The sequence below is a fragment of the Streptomyces sp. NBC_01276 genome (assembly GCF_041435355.1).
In the GTDB taxonomy this organism is placed as follows: Bacteria; Actinomycetota; Actinomycetes; order Streptomycetales; family Streptomycetaceae; genus Streptomyces.
This window is the reverse complement of sequence record NZ_CP108442.1, coordinates 5,708,509-5,726,327: the sequence shown is the minus strand read 5'-3', so window position 1 is coordinate 5,726,327 and position 17,819 is coordinate 5,708,509. Positions and strand designations below refer to the sequence as shown.

General features: G+C 73.3%; 18 protein-coding genes. 6 read left to right on the top strand and 12 right to left on the bottom strand.

Going from position 1 to position 17,819, the window contains the following annotated elements:
* The first annotated feature begins 104 nt into the window (after window positions 1–104).
* Window positions 105–1,949, top strand: a complete 1,845-nt coding sequence (locus OG295_RS25745; RefSeq protein WP_371679025.1) for a hypothetical protein — start codon at window positions 105–107, stop codon at window positions 1,947–1,949.
* Here OG295_RS25745 and pepN read toward each other — a convergent pair whose 3' ends face one another.
* The 5 genes from pepN to OG295_RS25720 all read right to left on the bottom strand — a co-directional run bounded on the left by pepN (window position 1,950) and on the right by OG295_RS25720 (window position 7,901).
* Window positions 1,950–4,466: an aminopeptidase N gene (pepN, locus tag OG295_RS25740; protein ID WP_371679024.1), complete on the bottom strand. Its 2,517-nt coding sequence runs from the start codon at window positions 4,464–4,466 to the stop codon at window positions 1,950–1,952.
* An 86-nt stretch (window positions 4,467–4,552) separates the two neighbouring features.
* Complete coding sequence (locus OG295_RS25735; protein WP_030242160.1) at window positions 4,553–4,876, bottom strand: chorismate mutase; 324 nt, start codon at window positions 4,874–4,876, stop codon at window positions 4,553–4,555.
* Between the two features lie 65 nt (window positions 4,877–4,941).
* Window positions 4,942–6,096, bottom strand: coding sequence for a sensor histidine kinase (locus OG295_RS25730; RefSeq protein ID WP_371679023.1), 1,155 nt, complete (start codon window positions 6,094–6,096; stop codon window positions 4,942–4,944).
* Between the two features lie 85 nt (window positions 6,097–6,181).
* The gene (locus tag OG295_RS25725) at window positions 6,182–6,838 is read right to left on the bottom strand and encodes a response regulator (RefSeq protein ID WP_371679022.1); all 657 of its coding nucleotides are present in this window, start codon (window positions 6,836–6,838) and stop codon (window positions 6,182–6,184) included.
* A gap of 244 nt (window positions 6,839–7,082) precedes the next feature.
* Complete coding sequence (locus OG295_RS25720) at window positions 7,083–7,901, bottom strand: trypsin-like serine protease (RefSeq protein ID WP_371679021.1); 819 nt, start codon at window positions 7,899–7,901, stop codon at window positions 7,083–7,085.
* Between the two features lie 86 nt (window positions 7,902–7,987).
* On the opposite strand from OG295_RS25720, the gene OG295_RS25715 reads away from it, so the two are divergent.
* Both OG295_RS25715 and OG295_RS25710 read left to right on the top strand, forming a co-directional pair.
* Window positions 7,988–8,884 carry a hypothetical protein gene (locus OG295_RS25715; protein ID WP_371679020.1) on the top strand — a complete coding sequence of 299 codons (897 nt, stop codon included), beginning with the start codon at window positions 7,988–7,990 and terminating at the stop codon, window positions 8,882–8,884.
* Window positions 8,885–9,011: 127 nt separating this feature from the next.
* The gene (locus OG295_RS25710; protein ID WP_371679019.1) at window positions 9,012–9,674 is read left to right on the top strand and encodes an HAD family acid phosphatase; all 663 of its coding nucleotides are present in this window, start codon (window positions 9,012–9,014) and stop codon (window positions 9,672–9,674) included.
* A gap of 22 nt (window positions 9,675–9,696) precedes the next feature.
* Here the strand turns inward: OG295_RS25710 and OG295_RS25705 are convergent, their stop codons facing one another.
* The 5 genes from OG295_RS25705 to OG295_RS25685 all read right to left on the bottom strand — a co-directional run bounded on the left by OG295_RS25705 (window position 9,697) and on the right by OG295_RS25685 (window position 13,223).
* The gene (locus OG295_RS25705) at window positions 9,697–9,978 is read right to left on the bottom strand and encodes a hypothetical protein (protein WP_371679018.1); all 282 of its coding nucleotides are present in this window, start codon (window positions 9,976–9,978) and stop codon (window positions 9,697–9,699) included.
* A gap of 667 nt (window positions 9,979–10,645) precedes the next feature.
* Window positions 10,646–10,906 carry a DUF397 domain-containing protein gene (locus tag OG295_RS25700; protein ID WP_371679017.1) on the bottom strand — a complete coding sequence of 87 codons (261 nt, stop codon included), beginning with the start codon at window positions 10,904–10,906 and terminating at the stop codon, window positions 10,646–10,648.
* Entirely contained in the window at window positions 10,866–11,714 is an 849-nt protein-coding gene (locus tag OG295_RS25695; protein ID WP_371681306.1) for a helix-turn-helix domain-containing protein, read from the bottom strand. The genes OG295_RS25700 and OG295_RS25695 overlap by 41 nt, the downstream gene beginning before the upstream one ends.
* A 160-nt stretch (window positions 11,715–11,874) precedes the next feature.
* Window positions 11,875–12,537 (bottom strand): DUF4360 domain-containing protein, encoded by a 663-nt coding sequence (locus tag OG295_RS25690; RefSeq protein ID WP_371679016.1) that lies wholly within the window; start codon window positions 12,535–12,537, stop codon window positions 11,875–11,877.
* A 35-nt stretch (window positions 12,538–12,572) separates the two neighbouring features.
* Complete coding sequence (locus OG295_RS25685; RefSeq protein WP_371679015.1) at window positions 12,573–13,223, bottom strand: DUF4360 domain-containing protein; 651 nt, start codon at window positions 13,221–13,223, stop codon at window positions 12,573–12,575.
* 470 nt (window positions 13,224–13,693) lie between these two features.
* Between OG295_RS25685 and OG295_RS25680 the strand changes: the two genes are divergently transcribed.
* Window positions 13,694–14,242 carry a DUF1062 domain-containing protein gene (locus OG295_RS25680; RefSeq protein ID WP_371679014.1) on the top strand — a complete coding sequence of 183 codons (549 nt, stop codon included), beginning with the start codon at window positions 13,694–13,696 and terminating at the stop codon, window positions 14,240–14,242.
* A gap of 64 nt (window positions 14,243–14,306) precedes the next feature.
* Here the strand turns inward: OG295_RS25680 and OG295_RS25675 are convergent, their stop codons facing one another.
* Window positions 14,307–14,468 (bottom strand): hypothetical protein, encoded by a 162-nt coding sequence (locus OG295_RS25675; RefSeq protein ID WP_371679013.1) that lies wholly within the window; start codon window positions 14,466–14,468, stop codon window positions 14,307–14,309.
* 139 nt (window positions 14,469–14,607) lie between these two features.
* Between OG295_RS25675 and OG295_RS25670 the strand changes: the two genes are divergently transcribed.
* Window positions 14,608–15,867 carry a hypothetical protein gene (locus OG295_RS25670; protein WP_371679012.1) on the top strand — a complete coding sequence of 420 codons (1,260 nt, stop codon included), beginning with the start codon at window positions 14,608–14,610 and terminating at the stop codon, window positions 15,865–15,867.
* 64 nt (window positions 15,868–15,931) lie between these two features.
* Window positions 15,932–16,840 (top strand): S41 family peptidase, encoded by a 909-nt coding sequence (locus OG295_RS25665; protein ID WP_371679011.1) that lies wholly within the window; start codon window positions 15,932–15,934, stop codon window positions 16,838–16,840.
* Window positions 16,841–16,880: 40 nt separating this feature from the next.
* On the opposite strand, the gene OG295_RS25660 is transcribed toward OG295_RS25665, so the two are convergent.
* Window positions 16,881–17,819 (bottom strand): SDR family oxidoreductase, encoded by a 939-nt coding sequence (locus OG295_RS25660; protein ID WP_371679010.1) that lies wholly within the window; start codon window positions 17,817–17,819, stop codon window positions 16,881–16,883.

Sequence of the window (17,819 nt, the reverse complement as noted above, 5' to 3'; positions counted from 1 at the left end):
TGGCGGGCGGGTGTGGGGAAGTCTTGGGTCGCACGGCTCTGGGATGCGGGGCGTGGCGGGATTACATTGCCCACGGCCCACAAGTGCGCGGCTGGAGGCGGTCGATGGCGGGTTCCGGGGTGTTCGCGAGGGTGGGCGGCGCGGTGGGCGCCAAGACGGTCGGGGTGGTGGCCGCGGGGGTGCTGGTCGTGTCGGCGGGGGCCGGGGCGGGGGTGTGGTGGGTGTCGCGGGGGCCGGACGCGGTGGCGGTGGTCGAGCGGAGCACGTCCGTGGCGGTTCCGGCGGGCGGGGAGCGGTTGACGGTCGCGGGGTGTCTGGCGCACGAGACGGCGATCGGCGGGGGTTACCGGATCGCCGGGTCGGGCTTCGCGACGAACAGTCATTTCATCGGCGGGGCGTGGCTGGCGTCGGCGTTCAATCCGGGGTCGGACGGGGCGACGTTGACCTCGTACGCGTTGTGCGTGAACGTGAAGGCGGAGATCGAGCCGGGGCTGGACTTCACGTGGCGGGCGCACGCGTTCCGGGACCGCCCGAACAAGTTGCCGAACTCCCGGTTCGACGGGAGCATCCACGATCTGACGACGGACGGGCCGTTGGCGGGCGTGCCGGGGAACGCGGTGGCGACGCCGTCCTGCGGCGGCGGCTACACGATGGTGGGGGCGGAGTTCCGGGCGGGGCGGATCCTGGGGAACCGTGCGGTGGCGCCGGTGCCGTTGGACCGGTTGATGCCGGGAGCGGGTACGGGTACCGCCGCGTTCTGGGAGGTGTCGGTGAATCCGGGGACGGAGTTGAGCAGTCGTTCCTTCCCGATGTCGGATTCCTCGGACGTGGTGCGCAGGACGCGGATCGTGGATCCGCAGCCGCCGCAGGCCAATTTCGCGGTCGGGGTGCGGCCGGTGTGCGTGAAGGTGAACGACTGGTCGGTGGCGAGCGTGGAGGTGCCGGTCCCGGCGGGTGGCGCCGCGGAGGCGGTGGTGCGCTGTCCGAAGGGGCGCCTGGTGGTGGGCGGGGGGTTCCGGTTCCCGGCGCGCAACGAGTCGGGGGCGTTGGAGGCCCCGCAGCGGTTCTTCGGGGACGGCTGGCTGTACGCGTCGGCGGACGCTCCGGTGGCGGCGGGCGTGCCGTCGGGCCGGACGGTGAAGGACTGGCGTGTCACGGGGGTCAACCAGCAGCGGGCGGGGGCCCTGTACCGGGATTCGGTGTGGATCGAGCACAGTGACCGGGAGACGTCGACGGGCAACGGGTACTTCGACGAGCTGGCGCACGGCGCGGACGACCAGGAGCTGCGGACGTCGGCGATGCCGGCCGGGCAGCCGCTGGTGGCGGCCGTGGTGTGCGGGTCGGTCCCGGGTGTGCCGACCTCGCCGTCGAAGGGGGCGTCGGCGCCGGTCCCCGTACGGCCGGACCTGCCGTCGGTGGCGGTGGTGCCGCCCGGGCCGACGGCGGTCACGGTCTCGCCGGGGGTGTCCCCTGGGACGTCGCCCGGGGTGTCCGCGAGTGCGGGCACCCCGTCGGCCCCGGGCCGCTCCCCCGCGCCGTCCTCCCGTACGTCGGGTGCCCCGAACGGCGCGAGCGGTTCTCCCGGCACGGGTGTCCCCGGCACGCCGGGCGGTACGTCCTCCGGTCCCCCGGCGCAGCCGCAGCCGCCGGTGGTGTCGGTCCAGCGGCCGGGCGCGGGCGGGCAGTTGCGGCGGGGCTGCGAGGAGGTGTTCGCGGGGACGGCGCGGACGCGGCCGGGTGACCGGCCGCTGAGCGATCCGCAGTACACGGCCTGGCGGCTGACGGGGCCGGACGGGCCGGTGGCGCTGGGGGCGGGCCCGTCGGGCACGTTCCTGGTGCCGTTGCTGCCCGACGGGACGTATCCGCTGACGTTCACCGCCACCGACCCGGACAGTGGCCTGACGGCCACGGCCCGGGTGTCGGTGCGGGTGGTGGGCTGTCTGCGCTGATCAGGCTCCGCGCACGCGCAGGGCGCGGGCGAGGTCGTCGAGCCGGTCGACGAGCTGGCGGCGCAGCAGGGGCAGGATGGCGGGGTCTTCCAGGCAGGTGCGGCCGGCCTGGAGGTTGGCCTGGTCGACGGCGTGGGCGGGGAAGGCCCAGCGGCCGGCGGCCTGGCCGATGGCGGGTCCGCGGCGGGCGGCGAGGGCGACGGCGTCGGGGTAGAAGCGGGGGACGTACTCGCGTACGAGGTCGGCCTGTTCGGGCTGCCAGAACCCCTGGGCGGTGGCGGTGAAGAGGTAGTTGGACAGGGTGTCGTCGTGGAAGAGGCGCTGCCAGGCGGCGGCCTTGGCCTCGGGGGTGGGCAGGGCGGCGCGGCAGCGGGCGGCGCCCTCCTGGCCGGTGGCGCTGGGGTCGGCGGCGAGGGCGGCGTCGACGGCGGCTTCGTCGACGGCTCCGAGGACGGCGAGGCGGGCGAGGATGCTCCAGCGCAGTTCGGGGTCGAGGGCGGGGCCGCCGGCGATGGAGCCGTCGGCGAGCCAGGCGGCGATGGTGTCGGGCTGGGTGGCGCAGGAGATGAGGGCGCGTACGGCGGCGAGGCGCAGGCCGGGGTCGCTGCCGTCCTCGGTGCGGCGCAGGAGGTCGCGGGCGATGGAGCCGAGGGTGGCGAGGGCGGCGGCGCGCCCGTCGGGGTCGGTGTACTGGTCGGCGACGTGGGTGCGGGCGAAGGTGAGGACGCCCTGGACGACGGCGAGGTCGGTTTCCCCGGGGAGGTGGGCCTCGGCGGTGGCGAGGTAGGCCTCGGGTTCGAGTTCGCCGTCGCGGACCATATCGCGCAGGGCGCCCCAGACGACGGCGCGGGTGAGGGGGTCGGGGATGCGGGAGAGGCCGCGCAGGGCGGTTTCGAGGGAGGTGTCGTCGAGGCGGACCTTGGCGAAGGTGAGGTCGCCGTCGTTGAGGACGAGCAGGGCGGGGCGGGGGCCGCTGACGGAGAGGACCTCGTCGGAGGGGACGTCGAGGTCGAGGAGTTCGGCGCGTTCCAGGAGGCCGTCGGGGGCGAGGGTGTAGGTGCCGGCGGTGATGCGGTGGGGGCGGCTGCCGTCGCGGTCGACGGTGAGGGTCCAGCCGCCGGGGCCGTCGCCGGTGGCGACGTCCTCGATGTGGGGGGTGAGGGTGTCGACGCCGGTGGTGCGCAGCCAGATCTCGGCCCAGGCGTGGACGTCGCGGTCGGTGTGGGCGGCGAGGGAGTCCACGAAGTCGGCGAGGGAGGCGTTGGCGAACCTGTGGCGGGCGAAGTGGGTGTTGATGCCGGCGAGGAAGTCCTTCTCGCCGAGCCAGGCGACGAGCTGGCGCAGGGCGGAGGCGCCCTTGGCGTACGAGATGCCGTCGAAGTTGAGGAGGGCGGAGGCGGTGTCGGGGACGTCGTCGGGGCCGGGGGCGACGGGGTGGGTGGAGGGGCGCTGGTCGGCGTCGTAGCCCCAGGCCTTGCGGGTGACGCCGAACTCGGTCCAGGTGTGGGTGAAGCGGGTGGCTTCGGTGAGGGTCTGGTAGCCCATGTATTCGGCGAAGGACTCGTTGAGCCAGATGTCGTCGAACCAGGCGAGGGTGACGAGGTCGCCGAACCACATGTGGGCCATCTCGTGGGCGACGACCATGGCGCGGGTCTGGCGCTCGGTGTCGGTGACGGCGGAGCGGAAGACGAATTCGTCGCGGAAGGTGACGAGGCCGGGGTTCTCCATGGCGCCCGCGTTGAACTCGGGGACGAAGGCCTGGTCGTAGGAGTCGAAGGGGTAGGGCTCGGTGAACTTCTCGTGGTAGCGGTCGAAGCAGGCGGTGGTGACGGAGAGGATCTCGTCGGCGTCGGCGTCGAGGAAGGGCGCGAGGGAGCGTCGGCAGTGGAGGCCGAAGGGGAGGCCGGCGTGTTCGGTGGTGATGCTGTGCCAGGGGCCGCCGGCGACGGCGGCGAGGTAGGTGGAGATGACGGGGGTGGGGGCGGAGGTCCAGATGCCCGCGCCGTCAGTGTCGCGGTCGCCGGTGCGGGTGGTGATGCCGTTGGCGAGGACGCTCCAGTGGGCGGGGGCGGTGACGGTGAACTCGAAGACGGCCTTGAGGTCGGGCTGGTCGAAGGCGGCGAAGACGCGCTGGACGTCGTCCATGAACATCTGGGAGTAGACGTACGCCTCCCCGTCCGCGGGGTCGGTGAAGCGGTGCAGGCCCTCGCCGGTGCGGGAGTAGCGCATGCGGGCGTCGACGCGCAGCTCGTGGGGGCCTTCGGTGAGGCCGGTGAGCGGGAGGCGGCCGTCGTCGAGCGTGGCCGGGTCGAGGGGGTGGCCGTCGAGCGTGGCGGAGCGCAGTTCGTCGGGCTTCAGTTCCACGAAGGTGTCACCACTGGTGCGGGCGGTGAACCTGATGAGGGTGGTGGAGTCGAAGTTCTCGTCGCCGGTGGTGAGGTCGAGGGTGACGGCGTAGTGGTGGACGTCGAGGAGCTGGGCTCGGAGCTGCGCTTCGTTGCGCGTCAGTGCGGACATGGGGCCCATGCTGCCTGACGGTCGTGGCGCGGCCCAGGGGGCGGGCGGTGCCCCCGCCGCCGGGCGTCCGGGGGCGGGGGTCGCGGTTACTGGTCCTCGCCGGCGGCGATCGTCTCGTGGTGGCGGATGACCTCGGCGATGATGAAGTTGAGGAGCTTCTCGGCGAAGGCCGGGTCGAGCTTGGCGTTCTCGGCCAGCTGGCGCAGGCGCGCGATCTGGCTGGCCTCACGGCCCGGGTCGGCCGGGGGCAGCTGGTGCTTGGCCTTGAGGTGGCCGACCTGCTGGGTGCACTTGAAGCGCTCGGCGAGCATGTGGACCACGGCCGCGTCGATGTTGTCGATGCTGTCGCGCAGTCGGGACAGTTCGGCGGTGACGTTCTCGTCGACCTCGTCGATGTCGCTGTTGTTCATGGTTCCCGAGAATACGTGGCGGGGGCGGCCGGTACCGCGTCCAGTCGGTCCGTGAGACGGGGGCCTCACAGGGGCAGGACGGCGATGACGAGCCAGCCGCCTTCGGGGGCGGGACCGGCGGTGAGGGAGCCGCCGAGGGCTTCGGCGCGTTCGGCCATCCCGGCGAGGCCGTAGCCGCCGCCGCGGGCCTTGTCGGAGAGCCGGGCGGGGCGGCCGCCGTCGTCGGCGACGCGCACTTCGAGGCCGCTGGGCACGGTGCGCAGGCCGATGCGGACGGCGGTGGCGGTGGCGGCGTGCTTGGAGACGTTGGTGAGGGCTTCGAGGACGATGCGGTGGGCGGTGGCGGCCACGAGGTCGGGGAGGCGGTCGTCGAGGCCCTCCTCGATGGACAGGACGACGGGCGGGCCGGTGGCGGAGAACCGTTCGACGAGCCGGCGCAGGTCGGCGAGGCCGGCGACGGGGGTGGTGCCGGCGGGGGCGGCGGCGGCGTCTTCCTGGCGCAGGATCGTGACGAGGCGGCGCATGGAGCCGAGTGCCTCGCCGCCGGCGGTTTCGATGCGGCCGAAGATCTCGGCGGCGTGTTCGGCGGTGACCTTGGTGAAGCGGGCGGCGCGGGCCTCGACGACGATGCCGGTGACGTGGTGGGCGACGAGGTCGTGGAGCTCTCGGGCGAGCTCCAGGCGTTCGGCGGTGCGTACGGCGTGCAGCTCGCGCACGCGCTGGACGGCCTGGAAGCGCAGCAGGAGGGAGTAGGCGCCGACGACGACGGCGAGGACGGAGAAGAGCAGGGTGAAGCGGCCGGGGTCGGTGTCGCGGACGGGTACGGCCATGCAGCCGAGGCCGAGGAGGGGGCCGAGGACGGCGGCGGTGCGGACGGGGGCGCGGAGCAGGACCTGGGACAGGAGGACGAGCAGGGCGATGGCCTCGCCGACGCCCCAGACCACGTCGGGCGGGGTGCCGAAGATCAGGAGGAGGGTGACGGTCCAGGTGGTGGCGGCGGCGAACCAGGCGCGGGCGAGGAGGGGGAGGCCGGGCCAGGGGGCGGCGCTGAGGCAGACGAGGACGCCGGAGGTCCAGACGGCGGCGTGCGGGAAGCTGGGCTGGCGGGCGAGGGCGACGCCCTCGAAGGTGACGAGGCCGAGGAGGAGCAGGGGGAGCAGGATCCGGATCCGGTCGGCGGCCCGGGGATGCCGCCGCGACCATGCCGCGAGCGGGCTCACGGGGCGGCGCCGGTCGCCGGGCGCGGGCCGGGGCGGGACGCGGGCGTGGTGGCCGGCGGGGGCGGTGTGGGGCCGGGGCGGGGGGTCACGCGGGGCCGGCGGCGAGGCCGCTCTCCCAGGCCCAGGCGGCGATCTCGACGCGGTTGCGGGCGTCGAGCTTGGCCTGGACGTTGGCGAGGTGGGTCTTGACGGTGGACAGGGACACGTACAGTTCGGCGGCGATCTCGGCGTTGGTCAGCCCGCGCGCGAGGCAGCGCACGACCTCGCGTTCGCGTTCGGTGAGGGGTTCGGCGGGGCGGCGGGCGGCCTGGGCGGCGGTGGTGCGCGGGGCCATCTCGCGCAGCAGCCGCACGGTGATCGCCGGGGAGACGAGGGCGTCGCCGACGGCCGCCGCCCGGACGGCTTCAACCAGCATGGCCGGGCTCGCGTCCTTCAGGAGGAAGCCGGACGCGCCGCCGTGGAGGGCGGCGTGGACGTACTCGTCGAGGTCGAAGGTGGTGACGATGACGATGCGCGGGCCGTCGCTGCCGGTGAGGCGGCGGGTGACTTCGAGTCCGTCGAGCCGGGGCATGCGGATGTCGAGGAGGAGGACGTCGGGCCGGTGCTCGGCGACGGCGGCGAGGGCGGCCTCTCCGTCGACGACGTCGGCGAGGACCTCGATGTCCGGCTGGCTTTCGAGGATCATCCGGAAGCCGGTCCTGACCATTTCCTGGTCGTCCGCGATGACCACGCTGATCGTCATGCGCTGCCTTCCCCGCTGTCGCCCGCTGCCGCCGGTGGGTCCTTCCCGTCGGACCGGGGCGGGTGTCGGCCCGCGACCGCACGGCGGGCCGTCGGGAGGGTGTCACGGGGTGGGGGCGGCGGTGGGCCGGGCTCGCGACGGCTCTCCCGGGATTACGCACGTTCGGGGCAGCGCGCCTCGCCCTTCCGGCCCCGTCGGGGGCGGCCGGAAGGGCGAGGGGCGGGAGTGGGAGCGGGGGCCGGGGCTACAGGCCGGCCGCGGCGGCCTTGATGTCGGCGGCGAAGGTGGAGACCTCGGTGTAGACGCCGGGGTAGCCGGCGCGGGCGCAGCCCTCGCCCCAGCTGACGATGCCGACCTGGATCCAGGCGTTCGCGTTGTCGCGGCGGAACATCGGGCCACCGGAGTCGCCCTGGCAGGTGTCGACGCCGCCCTGGGCGAAGCCGGCGCAGATCTCCTCGCCGGGGGTGAGGTCGGAGCCGTAGGAGCTCTGGCAGGAGGCGTCGGAGACGAAGGGGACCTGGGCCTTGAGCAGGTAGCGCTGCTGGCCGCCGCCTTCGCGGGCGGCGCCCCAGCCGGCGACGGTGAAGGTGCCGTTGTCGTAGGCCTTGGTCTCGGCGATCTTGAGGGTGGGCTGGTTGATGGGCTTGGCGAGCTTGATCAGGGCCCAGTCGCGGCCCTTGCCGTTGTAGCCCGGGGCCTGGAGGACCTTGGTGGACTTGACCTTGACGGCGCTGGAGCTGTTGAGGTCGACGACACCGCCGGTGGCGGTGATGGAGGTGTTGTTGCCGGATCCGTCGACGCAGTGGGCGGCGGTCAGCACGATCTGCTGGGTGTAGAGGGCGCCGCCGCAGCCCATGGAGAGGCGGACCATGAAGGGGAACTCGCCCTGGGCGGCGCGGGTTCCGCCGACGACGGGGGCGGGGGCGGCGCTGGCGCCGGTGGGCTGGAGACTGACGGCCGCGAGGGCCACGGCGCCGGCGGCGAGGGTGCGCTTGAGGACTCTTGCGAGAGTGGCCACGGTCAACACACTGCCTTTCGTGGGGGGTTGGGCTGTGCGCGCCATCGGGTTCATGACACGTCCATGACACTCCTGCGTCGCCGCGGGCTTCAAGAAGGCCTTTTCGGACAACTTCCGGCCCGGGGGACGGCATGACGGACAACGGCCGCCGGAGCAGCCCCGTCGAGCACGGATTTCCGCACCTGGAGACGGTCCGCGCGGCGATCGGCGCGCTCTTCCGCGCACTGACCGCCGACGGGATCCGGGCCTACGCCACGAGCCTGGATCCCGCCGAGGCGGCCTTCGGCCCCGACGAGGACCTGCACCTGGGGGCGCACCGGGTGGCGTCCGCCGTGGTGCGCGCTCTGCGGCTGCCCGACGCGCGGATGGTGGTCGCCTTCCGGCCGATGCGGGACGCGGCCACCGTGGAGCTCGCGGCGGGCCCCGAATACTTCGTGGAGGTCGACGACCGCTTCCGCGTCCACCGCCGCGACCTGGCGGCCGCCCTGGCCCACGAGGCCGCGCACGTGCTGCTGCACCGCCTCGGCCTGCGCTTCCCCACCACCGCCGACGACGAGGTCCTCACCGACACGGCCGCCGTCCTCCTCGGGGCCGGCTGGCTGCTGCTGGACGCCTACCGCGAGGACGCCCTGACCCACCAGAAGCTCGGCTACCTCACCCCGGAGGAGTTCGGCTACGTCCTCGCCCGCCGCGCCCGCCTCTTCGGGGAGGACCCCTCCCCCTGGTTCACCAGCCCCCGGGCCTACGAGGCCTACGTACGCGGCCGCGCGCTCGCCGACCGGGAGTGGCGCCGGGCACCCCTGGCCGGAGCGGGCCGGACGGAACGGCTGCGCTACGCCCGCGCCCGGCGGGCGGGGGCGGCACCGGCGCGCGGGGCGGCGTACCGGTTCGGACGGGGCGGGGACGGGGAGGTGCGGGTGAGCTTCCCGTGCCCGGTGTGCGGGCAGTGGCTGCGGCTGCCGACGGGCGGCGGGGCGCTGCGGGCACGGTGCGGGCTGTGCCGCACGGTGCTGGAGTGCGAGCCCTAGGCCGCCTCCGAGGGGGAGGCTTCACCGGGCGGCCACGAAAAGTTTCCTACCGACCAGTAGACATAGGCGCGGCGCTGGCCGAATCTAAGCGCGTACATGTCAACGCATGCCCGAGGAGCGCCCCCACATGCTCGCAGCCCACCGCGCCCGCGCCGCCGCCGCGGCCGTCGTCGCCGCCACCGCCCTGACCCTGCTGCCGGCCACCGCCGCCGAGGCCGCCCCGGCCCCCGCGCCGGCGCCCGTCGCCGCCCCCGCCGCGTCCGCCCCCGGCGGCAACGCGGCCATCCTGGGCATCGACTACGCGACCTGGCAGCGCGACGTGGCCGCCGTCGTCGACGCCGCCCGCCCCGCCATCGAGCAGCGGATCGCCGCCTCCCCCGCCGGGGAGAAGCCGGCCATCGTCCTCGACATCGACAACTCCTCGCTGGAGACGGACTTCCACTGGTTCTGGACGTTTCCGACCCCCGCGATCGACAAGGTCCGCGCGCTGACCCGGTACGCGAGCGACCGCGGTGTGGCGATCTTCTTCGTCACCGCGCGCCCCGGCATCGTGTACTCCCTGACCGAGCGCAATCTGAAGGCGGTCGGCTACCCGGTCGACGGGCTGTACGTACGGGACCTGCCGGCCCTGTTCGAGCAGGTGAGCGCGTACAAGACGGCCAAGCGCGCCGAGATCGAGGCCCGCGGCTACACGATCATCGCCAACATCGGCAACAACGAGAGCGACCTCGTCGGCGGCCACGCCGAACGCACCGTCAAGCTGCCGGACTACGGCGGCAAGCTGTCCTGACCCGGGGCTCGCGGGGGCCGGGTCAGCCCCCGCAGCCCCCGCACGCGCCACCGCAGCCGGACCCCGGGCCGGCTCCGTGGCCCTCGTTCTTCCAGTCGCCGCCACCGCCCTCGGTGGTGTCGTCGGAGTAGAACGCGCCCACGACGGTGATCACCAGGGGTATGGCGCCGATGGCGAGCATCCACCAGCCGAGGTGGTCCTCGATGCCCTGGAGGTCCGAGTCCATCACGATCCAGCCCAGCGCCCCCCACACCACGAAGGCCGACAACACGGCGACCTTGGCCCAAGGCTCTTCCTCTTCCATGCCCCACCGCCCCTTCCGTCGCATTCGGCGTGGTGGCGTTGTGCCCGCAGCACCGCGGCGGAACACCCAGCTCCGTCAGCCGGTACCGCGATCGCCCGCGATGGCGTTGACCGCCGCCCAGGAGAAGGCCATCGCCGGGCCGATGGTGGCGCCCGGACCGGGGCAGGTCTCCCCCATCACCGCCGCCGAGCGCCGTCTCGGTGTCCACCTGCCGGGGCGGCGAACGGGAACCGGCGCGGCCGGCCCCCGTGGTGGCGGCGTGCGCACGGGCCGTGTGACGGGAGCTCTACGGGGCCGGGCGGGCCGCCCGGACGCCCCCCGCGCCCCCGCGGGACCTCGAACCGGCGGTGCCGGCGCGGGCGATGGACAACATGTTGGGCCGGCTGCGGTTCAGCGAGTGGATGTAGCGGGTAGTCATATCCCATCGCACGAGAAAGGCTTCGGACCCGACCTCCCCGCCAGGGGGCCGGACCCGGAGCCTTCCTCATGCGCGTTCCCCGCGCGTCCCCTACGCGTAGCCGATGCGCACCCGGGGGCCACTCCGTCACAGACCCAGCCGGTGCCGAGCCCGCCGGGGACCCGCTTGACGGTGATGCGCATCGGCTCGCCGGTGTGCGGGGAGCCGGCCACGGAGTAGCAGCGGGCCGCGCCGCCGGGGACCCACGCGCTACAGGGCCCCGACGAAGGCCTCGAAGGCGGCCCGGCCGACGGTGAAGACGGGGCCGCCGGGGTTCTTGGAGTCCCGGACGGCGACGGCGCAGGGCTGGGCGAAGACCTCGACGCACTCGCCGCCTGTGCCGCCGCTGCGGCTGGCCTTGACCCAAGTGACGGGGCCGAGGGGGGCGCACTCGACGCAGTCGCCGCCGCTGGAGCCGCTGTACGACGACTTACGCCACGGCACCCACGTCAGATCCAGGCCGGTCTCCATAGCGTTCCTCCATTACCCGTGCGATCAGCGCCGCCGATGCTCCGGGCGACAGCGCCTCGGCTTGAAGGCGAGCGTATCCGACCGAACGTTCCCTGATCACTTGCGGATTGGCCGTCATATGGCCCGAGTCGTAGCTCTCGCTGTAGTGCAGGTCTGGGTCCTCATCGAACCGCAGGAGGTTGAACGAACCCATCATCCCGGCGTGTTGGCCCGCCGAAAAGGGAAGCACCTGGACATTGACCCACCGCCGGTCCCGCATTTCCAGCAAGTAGGCGAGCTGATCACGCATGATCTCCCGGCCGCCGATCTCACGATGGAGGACCGCCTCGTCAAGCACGACCCACAGCACAGGCGGGTTGCCGCGTTTGAGTATGCGCTGCCGGTCCATCCTCGCCGCCACCACCGTGTCCACGGTGTCGGGGTGGTCGATGCCGAGCACCGCCCTCGCGTAGCCAGGGGTCTGCAACAGCCCGTAGACCAGCTGGCACTGGTACGTGGAGATGTACTCCGCCTTCGCCTCCATCTCCGCGTACGCCTGGAACCAGTGCGGCAGCTGGCTGCGCAGGACCAGCCCGATCAGGCGGCTGAACATCCCACCCGTCCCCAGCGCAGCGTCGATCCGTTCGGAGAAGTCCCTTGTGGGAACCTTCCGCGTCGTCTCGATCTGCCCGATCAGGGACCCCGTACAGAAGACGATGCCCCCCAGGTCCTCCTGTTTCAGCTTCGCCTCCTCCCGCAGCCGGCGCAGTTCGGAGCCGTAGTAGTCCAGCGGCGAGGCGCTGGGGTCGAGGTCGCGGATGTTGACCATGAGGCGGTCACCCCCAAGTTCACGCCGGGTGGCGGCGTTCGTCGTGTCCGTCACCGAGCGTAACCACTCCACCGCGTACCGGTACCCGGAATCCGGCAATCCGCACGGCGGAGGAGGCGGGGCCCGTCGCACGTCGGTCCCGCCCCCTCCGCCGCAGGGGCTACTTCTTCGGCGTCGGGCAGGTCGCCCAGGCGAGGTGGTACAGGGTGTTCACGCTGGCGTCGGTGGAGTCCATCGCCATGAAGCTGGTGGCGGTGGGGCTGGACGTGCCCGGGTTGACCCGGAGCTCGGTGTTGATGTTGAAGTTCCGCTTCTCTCCGCAGGGGGCCCAGACGAGGTCGGCGTACTCCGTCTTGTCGGTCGACTGCCAGTTGTCGTTGAACGGGCCGCTGAACGTGTGGGTCCGCTGGGCGGTCTGCGGCATCCCCTGGAAGTAGTAGTTGGCACGTTCCACCCCGGTCGCACCGGGCTGGAGGTAGCCGAAGCCGCGGTAGTCGGCCTGGACGATCGCGTACGTGAAGCCGTTCGGCACGTGGACGCGGAGGTTGAGCTGACAGTTCTTGCGGAAGCCCGTGGGCGGGGCGCCGGGGCCGATCTGGGCCATGTACTCGCTGTAGGTGACGGTGAAGGCCGTGTTGTCGGGGGCGACGGCGACCTGGGCGGTGCCCTCGCGGCAGCCGGAGCCGTTGACGGTGGCGAGTTCGATGACGATCTTGTCGGGCGGGACGGTGATGGACGCCTGGGCCTGGACCGGGGCCCCGGTGGCGATCAGGGCGGCGGCCGCGCCGCCGACGAACAGGGTGCGGGACAGGGAATGCGACATCTTTGTCACTCCTTCTGCTTACGCGCAACGCGCTGTCAGGCGGCGGGGCATTCCTTCCACTCGAAGTGGTAGACGGTGTTCACGCTCCCGTCGGTGGAGTCCATGCTCATGAAGCTCAGGGCCGAGGGGCTGGACGAGCCGCCGTACACGCGCAGCTCGGTGTTGACGTTGAGGACGCGGGTCTCGCCGCAGGGGGCCCAGACCAGGTCGCTGTAGCCGGTCTGGTCGCTGGCCTGCCAGTTGTCCCCGTAGGGGCCGCTGAACTGGTGGGTGGTGCGGGCGGTCTGCGAGGCGCCCTGGAAGTAGTAGCCGGCGCGCTCCTGGCCGAAGGCCCCGCGCTGGAGGCTGGCGAAGCCGCGGTAGTCGGCGCGGGCGATGGCGTACGTGTAGCCCTGGGGTACGTGGACCCGCAGGGCGAGCTGGCAGTTCTTGCGGAAGTCGGTGCCGCCGGAGCCGGCGCCGGTCTGGGCGAGGTAGTCGCTGTAGGTGACGGTGAAGGCGCTGTTGTCGGGGGCCGCGGCGATGCTGGTGGTACCGGCGGGGCAGCCCGAGCCGTTGGCCCCGGCCACCTCCACGGTGACGCGTCCGGGCGGCACCGTAGGGGTGTCGGCCTGGGCGGGGGCGGGAGCGGCGACGGCCGCCAGGGCGATGGCGGCGGCCCCGAGGGTGAGTCTGCGAAGGCGCATGTCTGCTTCTCCGTCCGTAGGAGCGGGATTGGGCGTGGACATGCCATCACGGTCGGAGGGGTCCGGGAGGGGCGCGTACCGGACAAGCGGCCCGGGGCCGGGCCCGGCCGTCGTCCCCTGGCCGGAACCCGCGAGTCCGCAGCCCCCCGCGACCGCACCCATCAGCGGTGCTCCCCCACCGCGCGGCCCGCCGCACCGTCCCGGCGGCACACAGGATGTCCCGAACTCCGGCCCGGCGGATCCCGCCTGACCGGCCGCGCACGTGTCCGTGCCGCACGCCTTCCCTGCCGAAAACCGGTGGAACGGAGCCCCTGTCCGCCCTTACCGTGCTCCCGGACCACATCGCCCAGGCAAGGACGGCCCGTTGTACACCGTGTGAGACACCCCGAGTGCTGATTCGTAGCGCGTCGCGCCTCTTGCGCCGCGCTGCTTCCTGCTGCGGACTTCTCACTGAAAATCGGTGTACCCCTGTGCTCAACAACTGGGTCGTCATGCCCACATGCCTGCCGCTCGTCCTGCGCCGCTGCCACGCGTGCGCGTCCGACCGCTTCCGGGCGAACGGAAAATTCCGCGTCAACGCACACCACAAGCTCCTCGACGCCTGGCTCCTCGTGCTCTGCACCGGATGCGGGGAAACGGCGAAGCTCACGGTTCTGGAGCGGGCGAACGTGCGCTCCGTCCGGCCCGCGCTGCTGGACCGGTTGCACGACAACGACCCCGGCCTGGCGGCCGAGCTGCTCCAGGACCCGGTCCTGCGGCGGCGCAATCGCATCGCCCTCGACTGGGACGGTGCCTGGCGCCTCGACACAGGCGGATCGGACCACCTGGACCGCGAGGTGATCGACGTGTCCGTCCGCTTCGCGGCACGGATCCCCGTCCGGCCGCTGCGGCTGATCGCCGAAGGCTGCGGCCTTTCGCGGGCGGAGACGGAGAGGCTGGCAGAGGAGGGCAAGCTCGTCTCCGCGGTCCGGCTGGGCGGCAGGCTCTCCGGCGACTTCACCTTCACGCTCAAGCGCTGAGTCCCCCCGGGTGCGGGGCCCGGCCGGCGGAGTTCGCCGGCCGGGCCCCGCACCCGGCCCGGGTCTACCGGGGGTACCAGACGGCCCCGGCGAAGGCTCCGCCGAGGGTGGTGACGAGGGTGAGCAGACGGTGCGGGACGTGCTCGACGGTCAGGTGGAGTCCCCGGATCCTGATCTCCAGGAACGGGCGCGGCCGGGTGTCCGCAGTGCGTAGGGTGCGCGGCATGAGGTGGTTCTCCTTGTCCCTCGGGCCCGTTGGCGGGCCGTCGGGTCAAGAGAACGGTCCTGGCGTCATGTTGGCGACGCCGCAAGCCCGTATTGCGCGACGGCACGCAAGTTGCGCGCCTCGCAAGAGGGGAAAGTGCATGTCAGAGCAGCCTTCGAGCCCGAGCGGGGCCCAGTCGTTGCAGAGGTTGGGTTCCCTGAAAGGGCTCAATCCCGAGGAGGCGGCGTTCGCCCAGCACCTGCGCGAACTGCGCGAGGACCTGGGGATGTCCTCCACGGAGATCGTGACGTGGCTCAGGGAGAACGAGCCCGAGGTGAAGGTGGACGCGAGCCGGCTCTCCCGCTTCCTGAGCGGTGCGAACCTGCCGCAGCCGCCCTTGCTGCCGGCCCTGCACCGGCTGCTGGCCGAACGCGGGGCCGTGGATCCCGAGCGGGTCCGGGAGGGGTGGAACCGGCTGTACGCGGCCGCGCAGACCAAGGGTCCGCTGGTCGCGCGGGAGTACAAGGAGCAGGCCCTGCGGATCGCGCTGGAGGAGGAACGCGTGCGGACCGCGCAGGACCTCACCGGGCTGCGCGAGGAGATCGCCCGCGAGCGGGAGCACCGGGAACGGCTCGAAGACAGCCTCGCCGACGTCTTCGACCAGCCGTCCGGTGGCCACGAGGAGGTGCAGGGCCTGGAGGAGGAACTGGAGGGCGTCACGCGCCGGATCGAGGAGCTGGAGGACCTGGTGCAGCAGCACGAGGCGGTGCTGCGGCTCCAGCGGTCCGAGGCCGACCGGGCCAGGCGTGCCCGGCTGGAGACCCGCAGCGAGCTGGACGCGTGGCAAGGGGTGGGCGCGGGCCCCTGGACGGACGACCCGAAGGCCGTCGCCCGCTCAGTGGTCGCGTTCCGCGACGAGGGGGAGGATGAGCAGGCCGACCGGCTGCTCCTCCTCGCGGCGCGGGACCTCCCGGTCGATGCCCTTCCCCACCTGAACGACGCCTTCGACGACCTCGGCCGGCCGATCGAGCCGCGGCGGCTGAGTCGGGCCATCGGCGCACAGCGCAAGGCCAAGGACCTGCTCGAACTGACCAGACCCGAAGGTGTCGCCCCCCTGCCGGGTGAAGTCCGGCCGCCCCCGTCGCCCAGCGCCTGGGCGCAGCGGGTACTGACGGACACGGGCCGCCTGGCACCCGTGCGGGAACTGGTCCTGCTGGTCAGGCTCCTCGCCGAGACGGGCCGACACGCAGACAAGGGGTACGTGACCCAGGGCCTGAAGACCCGTACGGAGGGGCTGGACGAGATCGCCGCCTCGGGCGCGTTCCATCCCAACGAGCTGCCCCAGACCACCGACCCGGGCCCGTGGACCGGACAGGGGACGTCCCCGGCCACCCCCAAGCGCCGCTGGTTCCGTACCTGAGCCGGTCGGCCCGCGCCGGAAATCCCGCTGCTCCAGGGCTGGTTGACCCTTAGCATGGCCCACCATGTCGACCAACGAACGAATGATCGAGCTGGCTCTGGACCGGATCGGCGCGGGCTACGTCTTCCCGGAGAAGGCCGCGCTCATCGCGACCGCGATCCGCGGCCGGCTCGCGGCGGGTGCGTACGAGGGGCTGGACGGCCCCGCGCTGTGCGAGACGGTGACGGCGCACCTCCAGGAGGCCTGTCCGGACAAGCACCTGCGGCTGCTCTGGACGGACGTTCCGCAGTCGCTGGAGCCGGCGGACGACGACGGCGGGCAGGCCGCCTTCCTCGCGCTGCTCCGGAAGGAGAACCACGGGATCGGCCGCGTCGAGCACCTGGAGGGGAACGTCGGCCTCATCGACCTCCGGCGCATCACGACCGCCGCCGAGGGCGCGGGCATGATCGGAGCGGCCATGCAGCTGGTCGCGCACAGCTCCGCGCTCGTCCTGGACCTGAGGGCGTGCAGCGGCGGGTCGGCCGAGGGGGCGGCGATGTGGTGCAGCTACTTCTTCCCGGACGACCAGGTGCACCTGAACGACATCTACGACCGGCGCACCGACACCACCCGCCAGTTCTGGACGACCGCCCACCTGCCCGCGCCGCGCTACGCGGGCCGCCCGGTGTACGTGCTCACGAGCGCGGCCACGTTCTCCGGCGGCGAGGACGTGGCGTACACCCTTCAGGCGCACGGACGGGCCACCGTCGTCGGGGGGACGACGCGGGGCGGCGCCCATCCGACGGAGCGCCACGCCGTGGCCGAGCACGTCCTCGTGACCGTGCCGACGAGCCGCGCGATCAGTACCGTCACCGGCACCAACTGGGAGGGCGTCGGGGTCGTTCCCGACGTCGAGGTCCCGGCGGAGCAGGCCCTCGACGTGGCGCTCAAGGCCGCGCTGCGCCGGGCGGAGGCGGACGCCGGGCCCCGCTGACCCGGGCCGCGCGGTGGGGCGGCCCGGCCTCCCCCGTCGGCTACCGCGCCCCGTACACCGCCCCCGGCGCCTGCGCCGCCGCCAGTAGTTTCGCCGCCGCCTCGCCCGCCTCCGCCGGGGTCCGGCGGGCGGCGCGGTCGGCGGTGGGGCCGGGGCGCCAGCCCTCCATGACCGTGATGCGGCCGCCCTCCGCCTCGAAGACGCGGCCCGTGACCCCGGCCGAGGCGTCCGAGCCGAGCCAGACCACCAGCGGGGAGACGTTCTCCGGGGCCATCGCGTCGAAGGCGCCCTGCGCCGGGGCCGCCATGGTGTCCGCGAAGGTCTGCTCCGTCATGCGGGTCCGGGCCGCCGGGGCGATGGCGTTGACCTGGACCCCGTAGCGGCCCATCTCGGCCGCGGCGACCAGGGTCAGGCCGAGGATCCCGGCCTTGGCCGCACTGTAGTTGCCCTGGCCGACCGAGCCCAGCAGGCCGGCGCCCGAGGAGGTGTTGACCACCCGGGCGGAGACCGGGCGGCCCGCCTTCGCCTCGGCGCGCCACCAGGCGGCGGCGTGCTTCAGCGGCAGGAAGTGGCCCTTGAGGTGGACCCGCATCACGGCGTCCCAGTCGTCCTCGTCCAGGTTGACGAGCATCCGGTCGCGCAGGAACCCGGCGTTGTTGACCAGGGTGTCCAGGCGGCCGAAGGCGGAGACCGCGCACTCCACCAGGGAGGCCGCGCCCGCGGCGGTGGCGATGTCCCCGCCGTGGGCCACCGCCTCGCCGCCCGCCGCCCTGATCTCCTCGGCCACCAGCGCCGCCGGACCGTCCGGGCCGGGCTGCCCGTCGAGTCCCACCCCGAGGTCGTTGACGACGACCCGCGCGCCCTCCGCCGCGAAGGCCAGGGCGTGGGCCCGGCCCAGGCCGCGGCCCGCGCCCGTCACCACGACCACGCGTCCGTCCGCCATGGCCGCCTTGCCCGCCGTACCCGCCGTACCCGCCAT